Source organism: Limosilactobacillus reuteri subsp. porcinus, from assembly GCF_036621895.1.
GTDB classification, from domain to species: Bacteria; Bacillota; Bacilli; order Lactobacillales; family Lactobacillaceae; genus Limosilactobacillus; species Limosilactobacillus reuteri_J.
On record NZ_LN887447.1, the window covers coordinates 25,998 to 34,824 of the forward strand.

General features: G+C 39.1%; 7 protein-coding genes. 5 read left to right on the forward strand and 2 right to left on the reverse strand.

What is annotated here, in order from left to right:
• Positions 1 to 32 precede the first annotated feature (32 nt).
• From mnmA to AACL61_RS07380, 5 genes are all read left to right on the forward strand, one after another.
• Entirely contained in the window at positions 33 to 1,166 is a 1,134-nt protein-coding gene (gene mnmA / locus AACL61_RS07360) for a tRNA 2-thiouridine(34) synthase MnmA (RefSeq protein ID WP_339111187.1), read from the forward strand.
• 136 nt (positions 1,167 to 1,302) lie between these two features.
• Entirely contained in the window at positions 1,303 to 1,959 is a 657-nt protein-coding gene (locus tag AACL61_RS07365; protein WP_003671776.1) for a histidine phosphatase family protein, read from the forward strand.
• 12 nt (positions 1,960 to 1,971) lie between these two features.
• Positions 1,972 to 2,655 (forward strand): tetratricopeptide repeat protein, encoded by a 684-nt coding sequence (locus tag AACL61_RS07370; protein ID WP_013923991.1) that lies wholly within the window; start codon positions 1,972 to 1,974, stop codon positions 2,653 to 2,655.
• A 21-nt stretch (positions 2,656 to 2,676) separates the two neighbouring features.
• Complete coding sequence (recD2, locus tag AACL61_RS07375; protein ID WP_102817053.1) at positions 2,677 to 5,154, forward strand: SF1B family DNA helicase RecD2; 2,478 nt, start codon at positions 2,677 to 2,679, stop codon at positions 5,152 to 5,154.
• 69 nt (positions 5,155 to 5,223) lie between these two features.
• Positions 5,224 to 6,198 carry a ribose-phosphate diphosphokinase gene (locus tag AACL61_RS07380; protein ID WP_085678161.1) on the forward strand — a complete coding sequence of 325 codons (975 nt, stop codon included), beginning with the start codon at positions 5,224 to 5,226 and terminating at the stop codon, positions 6,196 to 6,198.
• Positions 6,199 to 6,264: 66 nt separating this feature from the next.
• Here the strand turns inward: AACL61_RS07380 and dapF are convergent, their stop codons facing one another.
• Positions 6,265 to 7,266, reverse strand: a complete 1,002-nt coding sequence (gene dapF / locus AACL61_RS07385; protein WP_003671767.1) for a diaminopimelate epimerase — start codon at positions 7,264 to 7,266, stop codon at positions 6,265 to 6,267.
• A gap of 12 nt (positions 7,267 to 7,278) precedes the next feature.
• On the reverse strand, positions 7,279 to 8,637 hold the full coding sequence (locus AACL61_RS07390; RefSeq protein ID WP_102817054.1) for an aspartate kinase: 1,359 nt from the start codon (positions 8,635 to 8,637) through the stop codon (positions 7,279 to 7,281).
• Positions 8,638 to 8,827 lie beyond the last annotated feature (190 nt).

An 8,827-nucleotide genomic window follows, 5' to 3' on the forward strand; every position in this document is an offset into this window, starting at 1 on the left:
CCAGAATCTATACGAAATGATGGTGATAATTAATGGCTGATAATAGTCATACACGTGTGGTGGTAGGAATGAGTGGAGGAGTCGACTCTTCAGTGACGGCTCTTCTCTTGAAACGTCAAGGATACGATGTTGTTGGTGTCTTCATGAAAAATTGGGATGACACTGATGAAAATGGTGTTTGTACTGCCACTGAAGACTACAAAGATGTAGCAAAAGTTGCTTCTAAGATTGGGATTCCATACTATTCTGTTAACTTTGAGAAGGAATACTGGGATCGGGTTTTCAAGTATTTCATTGCTGAGTACAAGAAAGGTCGTACACCAAATCCTGATGTTATTTGTAATAAAGAGATCAAGTTCAAGGCTTTTATTGAATATGCTAACCAATTAGGTGCTGATTACGTTGCTACTGGACACTATGCTGATGTAAAGCGTGATGAGAACGGCCGGATGCACTTGATGCGTGCTAAAGACCAACACAAGGATCAAACTTACTTCTTAAGTCAACTTGATTATAAGCAGTTGGATAAGGTAATGTTTCCATTAGCTGGCTACACTAAGCCAGAAATCAGAAAGATTGCTGAAGAAGCAGGGCTTGCTACTGCTGATAAGAAGGATTCTGTTGGAATTTGCTTTATCGGTGAGGATGGTCATTTTCGTGAATTCTTGAGTCAATATATTCCAGCACAACCAGGGAATATGGAGACCCTTGATGGTAAGGTCGTTGGTCAGCATATGGGCTTAATGTATTACACCATTGGTCAGCGTCGTGGGCTTGGCCTTGGTGGTAATAAGGAAAGTAATGAGCCATGGTTTGTAATCGGTAAGGATATGAAGAAGAACGTTCTTTATGTTGGTCAAGGATACGAAAACAGCCATCTTTATGCTACTCATCTTGAAGCGAGTGATATCCACTGGGTTGATGATGTTGTAAGTCGTTATGGGCGTGATTTTCATTGTACGGCCAAGTTCCGTTACCGTCAGACAGATGTTGGCGTTACTGTTCATTTGTCAGAGGATGATCAAATGGTAACAGTTGGATTTGATGATCCTGCACGGGCCATCACTCCAGGTCAAGCGGTTGTCTTTTACGATGGAGAGGAATGCCTTGGGAGCGCGATTATTGATCGTGCTTACAGTCATGACCGGCAGCTTCAATACGTTTGATTCATATTTTTAGACCTTAAAGAAGGCAGGGGTAATTTCGCTTTTGCCTTCTTAAATATACATAAAGTAATAACTCTGTGATAAACAATTGCCGCAAACTCTGGTAAGATAGTAAATAAAAGGGGTAACGACAGAGATGACAAAAGTTTATTTAATCCGGCACGGAAAAACGCAATGGAATTTAGAATCCCGTTATCAAGGTGCCAATGGCGATTCACCGTTATTAAAGGATAGTTATCGTGAAATTGAATTATTAGCAAGTTCTTTACAAAGGATTCCGTTTGAACACGCTTATACTAGTCCTTTAAAGCGTGCGCGCGTAACAGCTCAGGCATTATTGAACCATTTGAATCCAGAAATCCCATTAACAATTGATAGCCGGTTAAAAGAATTTAATTTAGGCAAAATGGAGGGAATGCATTTTGAAGATGTTGCGGCAAAATGGCCTGAAGTCTTAAAAAACTTTCGTCATCATCCTGATAAATATGATGAATCATTAGTAGAAGGAGAAAGTTTTCTAGAAGTAATCGCTCGTTTCCGTGCAGCAATTGAAGAGTATTGTCGCCAGTATCCTAATGGTAATATTCTCGTGATTTCACATGGAGCTGCCTTGAATGCTGCCATTAATGCATTGATTGGAACACCGCTTGCTCACTTGAAAGATCGTGGTGGACTAAGCAATACATCAACGACGATTCTTATTACTAATGATGGTCGTCATTTTGAACTTGAAAAGTGGAATGATACATCTTACCTTCACAAGAGCAAGGTTGATCCGACTGATACGATTTAAGAGGTGATATTAATGACAGAGAAAAAAGGTTTTCGTGATCCTAAGAAAAAAGAAACAGAAAAATTAGTTCATAAACTAGTTGAAGCAATTGATGAGCACCCAGATAAAGTAAACAATTATTATGATTTAGGTTCTTTGCTAACCCGGTTAAATGACTATCAACAAGCAGAAGAACTCTTTATGAAGGCTTTGGGGATCTTTGAGGCAAAGGGTGACAAGGATGCTATGAACCTCTTAAACTATGGTCTTGGTAACCTTTACTATGAGATTGGCAAAGTTAATGAAGCAATTAAGCTTTACAATAAGATTGATGATCCCAAACTCAAAGCTGATTCTTATCTTATGTTAGCCCAAAGCTATATGAAAAAGGGACAATACAAGCAAGCCGTTGCTTATGGATTAACTGCCCTTGAATTACGTCCAGACGATCCTGAAATTAATCAGGTAATTGGTGATTCATTATTAGCATTAGGTGAATTTAAACAGGCTAAGGCTTATTATGATGCAATTCTAAAGTATCATCCGGGCCGTGCTGATACGCAATTTAACCGCGGAATTGTAGCGATGGTTCTTGGTGAGCCATACAAAGACTACCTTGCGCAAGCTAAGCAGTTAGATCCTAACTACTACCATAAGAGTGAGCAACGACTTAATGATATTGAAAAAGCGCTTCAGGCAACGCAAAAGAAAGATTAGCAACATGAAAGGATGACTTCTATGGCTGAAGAAATCGACCTATTTAAGACGCCAACGGAGCCGTCTTTTTTTATTGGTCAGGTACAATCTGAGATTTTTACTAGTCCAGATTCGTTTTTTAAAGTTTTAATTGTCTCGGTTGAAGAAGCAAATTTTGATTGGCACGAGCCGGAAATTACTGTAACCGGAAGTTTTGGTGATCTTAGTGATGATCAGACTTACCGCTTTGAGGGAAAAATTGTTGAGCATCCACGATATGGACAACAATTTCAAGCTACTTCTTATCATGTCAACCGTCCTACAAGCAAGGATGGGTTAGTTGATTTCTTGTCTGGAAAACAATTTACCGGAATTGGAAAAAAGACGGCTGAAAAAATTATCGACAAGTTAGGAACAGATGCGATTAATAAAATTATTGCTGACCCGCATGTTTTAGATAAATTAAAACTCCGCAAAGCAGTTAAGGATTCATTAGTTGATAATTTACGGGCAAACCAGGGGATGGATGAGATTATTATCGGCCTAAATGATCTCGGCTTTGGCGCTAACCTTAGTAGTGCAATTTTTGACAAGTACGGGGAAGAAACTCTACATATTATTAATGAAAACCCCTATCAACTCGCCGCTGAAATAGATGGAATTAGTTTTAATCGTGCTGATCAGGTGGCACAAAAATTAGGAATTGCCACGGATGATTCACGCCGGATTGATGCAGCAATTATCCAGACACTTGATGACTTGACAATGGAAACTGGTGATACATTTACTACAACAAAACCTCTTCTGCAGCAAACTATCCAGTTGCTTGCCCAAGGAAGTGGTGGCCGTGTTTCTACAGATTTAATTGCCAACCAAATTGTTGAGTTAGAGAAAAATCAAGCAATTAGTTACGCTGATGAAAAAATTTATCCAACTGCCCTTTATAACGCGGAATGGCAAATTGCTGATCACTTACATCGTCTTCTTACCGTTGACCAGGAAAAATTACCAGCAACGACTATTGAAAAAACAGTTACGGAAGTTGCTGATCAATCGGGGATAACCTATGACCAAGTTCAAAAAGAGGCTATTAAAACAGCCTTAAACAGCAAAGTCATGCTTCTTACGGGAGGCCCAGGAACGGGAAAAACAACAATTATTAAGGGAATTGTAGCTAGCTATGCGAAAATTCATAATCTCTCATTGGATGTAAATGAATATAAGGAAAAGTCTTTTCCTGTTTTGCTAGCTGCTCCTACAGGCCGAGCTGCTAAACGAATGAGTGAAGCTACAGATTTGCCAGCAAGTACAATCCATCGCTTGCTAGGACTTAACGGTCGGGAAATGCCAACTGATATGAATGCCCGCGATTTAGAAGGCTCGTTATTGATTATTGATGAAATGTCGATGGTCGATACCCTCTTGTTTAAGACTCTTATTCAAGCCGTCCCTACTTCTATGCATGTGGTTTTAGTAGGTGATAAAGACCAATTACCATCTGTTGGTCCCGGGCAAATTTTCCATGATCTTCTTGACTTTGCAGAACTGCCCAAAGTTGAACTAACCAATATTCACCGCCAGGCTGCTGATTCAACAATTATCCCATTAGCTCATGCTATCAAAGAGGGTAAGTTACCATCAGATCTAACGAATAAAATGCCAGATCGATCATTTATCTCATGCCATGCTAACCAAGTGCCAAGTGTGGTTCAACAAATTATTGACCTTTCTAAAAAACGAGATTATTCCGCAAATGATATTCAAATCTTGGCACCAATGTACCGCGGACAGGCGGGAATCGACCGTTTGAATGAACTTGCACAACAGGCATATAATCCTCCAGCTAATGGAAAGCAAGAAGTCGATTTTAGGGGACTAACTTTTCGTGTTGGAGATAAGGTTCTGCAACTCGTTAATGTTCCAGAAAAGAACATTTTTAATGGTGATATTGGAAAAATCACAGCAATTGAAAGCGGTAGGACAGTCGGTAAGAAAAATGAATCAATTACTGTCGATTTTGATGGTAATGAAGTGAGCTATAGCCGCATGGAATGGAATCAATTACGGTTAGCTTATTGTATTTCAATCCATAAAGCACAGGGAAGTCAGTTTAAGATGGTTCTTTTGCCTATTGTTCAGCGGTTTAGCCGGATGCTTCAACGAAATCTTTTATATACGGCGATTACCCGTGCCGCAGAAAAGTTAGTCTTGATCGGTGAGCCGTATGCGGTTGTGACTAGTGTAAAAAATGAAGCAGTTAACCGGAAAACTTCTTTGGTCGATCGTCTTGATAAGGTTTGGAGTAAGCATGGTGAACTAAAATCAAAATTGGATCATCAAACGGATTCGTTAACCAAAGAACTTTCTAGTCCGCAACCTGTTCAAAAAGAAAATGAACAGTTAATAAATAATGATGCTCAGCAATATATCCTAACAGCTGATCTCATTAATTCAGAGACAATTGATCCGTTAATCGGAATGGAAAATATTAGCTTACAAAGTTTGCATCAAGCCAAATAATACTTGCTTGAATAGTAATTTGTTGTCATAATAGTTATGATTATTGTCGAACTTTAAAGGAGTATAAAAATGACCCAGATAAAAAATGCCGATAATGTGCGTTTATTTTCACTAAATTCAAATCCAAAACTAGCTGAACAAATTGCTCAACGCGTGGGGATTCCGTTGAGTAAAGCTTCCATTAGTCATTTTGCTGATGGGGAAATTAAAATTACAATTGACGAAAGTATTCGTGGCTGTGAGGTCTACGTCATCCAGTCAGTTTCTGATCCAGTTAACACTAACTTGATGGAACTATTAATTATGGTTGATGCTCTACGGCGGGCAAGTGCGGCCAAGATTAACGTAGTAATGCCATACTATGGCTATGCACGTCAAGATCGAAAAGCACGAAGCCGTGAACCAATTACAGCTAAATTGATCGCCAACCTTCTTGAAATGGATCAAATTAGTCGACTAGTAACGATTGACCTTCATGCTCCTCAAGTTCAAGGTTTCTTTGATATTCCTGTTGATCATCTTCAAGCAACCAGTCTTTTTACTAAATATATTGAGGAACAAAACTTGGGTGATGATATTGTAGTAGTTGCCCCTGATCATGCTGGCGTTAATTTAGCGCGGAAATATGCTGAACGAATTAAAGCTTCCATTGCGATTATTGATAACCGTAACAATGAAGTTCGGGAACGGACTGAACAAGAAGTACCGGAATATGTAATCGGGGATGTAAAAGGAAAGACTGCGATTATTGTTGATGATATTGTAGATACAGGAGTACGGATGAACTTATCTGCACAAGCATTAAAGAACTTTGGTGCCGCTAAAGTTTACGGAATTGCTACGCATGCAGTATTATCAGCTGATGCGGTAAATACGTTACAAAATTCTCCTCTTGAAAAAATGATTGTAACAGATACAATCCACCTACCAAAAGAGAAAGAATTCCCTAAGTTGGTTCAATTATCAGTGGACGATTTATTAAAAGAAGCAATTGTTCGTATCCACAATAACCAATCAATTGATACATTGTTTAATCGTAAATAAATTAAAAATCGATGAAAATTCAGAGTTGAAACTGAATTTTCATCGATTTTTATCTTTTAAATTTTTTTAGTTTTCAAATTTTAAGGAAGGTAGTGAATTAACAAAAGCCAAATATGCTTTGTTTTCATCCGTTTCAACGCTACTGCTTTGAAGCTCATCAAGATTTTCTTGGTGAATTGTTGACTCCTCTACAGTAATAATATGAGTAAACGTAGCATTACCGATTAGTTCGACCCAGTAGTTGTAGTCATCACGGTGAAGAATTGTCTTAACCATGCCACCAGGATTATAAACACTAATTGGTTCATTAAATGATGCTGCGTCTGGATGAGTGAGGGCTAAAGCGAGACTAGTGGCAGACATACCTGTCCCACAAGCATTTGTAAAGCCGACTCCTCGTTCAAACGTTTTTACAAAGAGTTTGTTATGACCGAGAATATGGCCAAAATTAACATTTACCCCGTCACTGAAGTAAAGATTATCACTATTTAACCGTGTACCTAATTCTTCAAGTGCTGGGCCATTTAGCTCTTCCATACTAACAAAACTAATTAAGTGGGGGTTAGGAACAGCAAGGGCTGAAAAACGGAGGTTAGGATATAACTCAGGGACGAGGGTGTCTAACAGGCGCTCATGGCCAAGATTATCAAATGGCAAAGCAGTGCGGTCAAACTTTACTGGTGAAATTTCAACCGCAAAAGCAGGAACTCCAGGTGCAAGGTCTTCATGCTGACGAACACGAAGACTAGCATTCATTGTATCAACTTTAAAATCGGTTAAATTATCACGTTCTGCTACATAACGAGCAACCGTTCTCAAACCATTACCGCACATTGAGGCTTCGCTGCCATCTGCGTTAATTACCCGCATTTGTGCTACCGATCCTGGTCTAGTTGGATGGTTAACAACTAAAACGCCATCAGCACCACCGAGAACGCCATTTTGTGTATCAGTTACTTTTCGGGTAAATGAAACTAGTTCTTTATCGGTAAGGGGAGTAGTCAATTGTGTTTGGTCAAGAATAAAAAAGGCATTTTGTGATCCGTGTACTTTTAATAATTGCACCATAAATAGTTCCTCCTAATTTGCGAAAAAGCGATGGTAAATAGCTCGAACGGCATCATCCGCGTCTTCGTTGTATGTTCCGATCATAATTGCAATTCGTGAAGCTCCTTGATTAATCATGGGAACCGCAATGTGTTTTTCGGCTAGAGGCATTAATATATCATCAATTACCCCCGTGCGATTACGCATACCTTCACCAACAACCATGGTAATTGCATAATTATCAATCCATTCTAAACGGTCAGGATTAATCTCCTCTTGAATTTCATTGCAGATGGTATCGATTAATTGGTCATTAATTGCATTCCGATCAAGGATAATTGTTATATCATCGATTCCGGAAGGCATATGTTCGTATGAGACGTTGTGCTTTGCGAGAATTTCAAGGATCCGAAGAGTAAAACCTGCTTGCTTGTTAAGAAGATATTTGTGCAGGTAGAGGGCTGCAAAGTGTTTTCCACTCACGACCCCCGTTATAATATCGCTTGGTTGAAAATCTTTATCAGGGACAATCATTGTTCCCGGCTTTTCAGGATCATTAGTATTACGAACATTAATTGGAATATTTCCTTGAATAGCAGGAATCAATGCTTCATCGTGAAAGACGGAGAAACCAGCATAAGATAGTTCTCGCATTTCCCGGTAAGTCATGGTTGTAATTGGCTGCGGATGGTCGACAATTTGTGGATTGGCTGAGTAAATAGCATCGACATCGGTGAAATTTTCATAAGTTGAAGCGTGAAGACCGCGCGCGAGAATTGCACCGGTGATATCAGAACCACCACGGGAAAAAGTAGCAATGTGTCCAGCAAGAGTTAGGCCATAGAAACCAGGGAATACTAATAATTCGTTCTTATTAAACGTAAAATGACTCAAGTTTGCATATGTTTCTGGAATAACGTTAGCATTATTGGGTGTTCCAGTAACGATAATACCAGCTTCACTTGGTGTCACAAAACGTGCTTCATAGCCTAAATGCTGCAAAAGGATAGCCATTAGTTGAGCGTTTAAGCGTTCACCATGAGCTTTGAAAGCGGCCAAGAGATAGTTATCATTTGGATACGTATGGTTAGGAAGACCTTCCAGTCGTTCAACTAGCGGAATTAATTTATCTGCTGGTAAGCCAAAATAAGCGGCAATCTCTTGATATCGATTTAAAATTTGTTCAACGATTTCTTGGGGATTTTGGCCTGCAATTACTGCTTGGGCATATTTAATCAGTAAGTCAGTAACTTTAATATCATCGGCAAAACGTTTACCCGGCGCAGAAGTGACAATTACCCGGCGTTGGGGGTCAGAGGTAATAATATTAATTGCATTTTGAAAGGCTTCTCCATTAGCCAGAGAACTTCCACCAAACTTTACAACTTTCATACTTAAATACTCCTTTGAGAAAATTAGGGTTGTTAATTTATCTCTAAAATAATTTAATCGAATTCTAACACATTAAGGAAGACATGCAAGCCTTTAAGTTGTATAACTGAAACTTGAAAGCCCAATATTGCGGTAATGTACCGTGATATCGGGCTTTCTTCCTTAAAAAATAGAAAACGCAAGAACTCTC

Excerpts from the sequence above, each read along its gene's own strand:
- dapF (WP_003671767.1), bottom strand. The coding sequence starts at position 7,266 with ATGGTGCAATTATTAAAAGTACACGGATCACAAAATGCCTTTTTTATT.
- AACL61_RS07390 (WP_102817054.1), bottom strand. The coding sequence starts at position 8,637 with ATGAAAGTTGTAAAGTTTGGTGGAAGTTCTCTGGCTAATGGAGAAGCC.
- mnmA (WP_339111187.1), top strand. The coding sequence starts at position 33 with ATGGCTGATAATAGTCATACACGTGTGGTGGTAGGAATGAGTGGAGGA.
- AACL61_RS07370 (WP_013923991.1), top strand. The coding sequence starts at position 1,972 with ATGACAGAGAAAAAAGGTTTTCGTGATCCTAAGAAAAAAGAAACAGAA.
- AACL61_RS07380 (WP_085678161.1), top strand. The coding sequence starts at position 5,224 with ATGACCCAGATAAAAAATGCCGATAATGTGCGTTTATTTTCACTAAAT.
- AACL61_RS07365 (WP_003671776.1), top strand. The coding sequence starts at position 1,303 with ATGACAAAAGTTTATTTAATCCGGCACGGAAAAACGCAATGGAATTTA.
- recD2 (WP_102817053.1), top strand. The coding sequence starts at position 2,677 with ATGGCTGAAGAAATCGACCTATTTAAGACGCCAACGGAGCCGTCTTTT.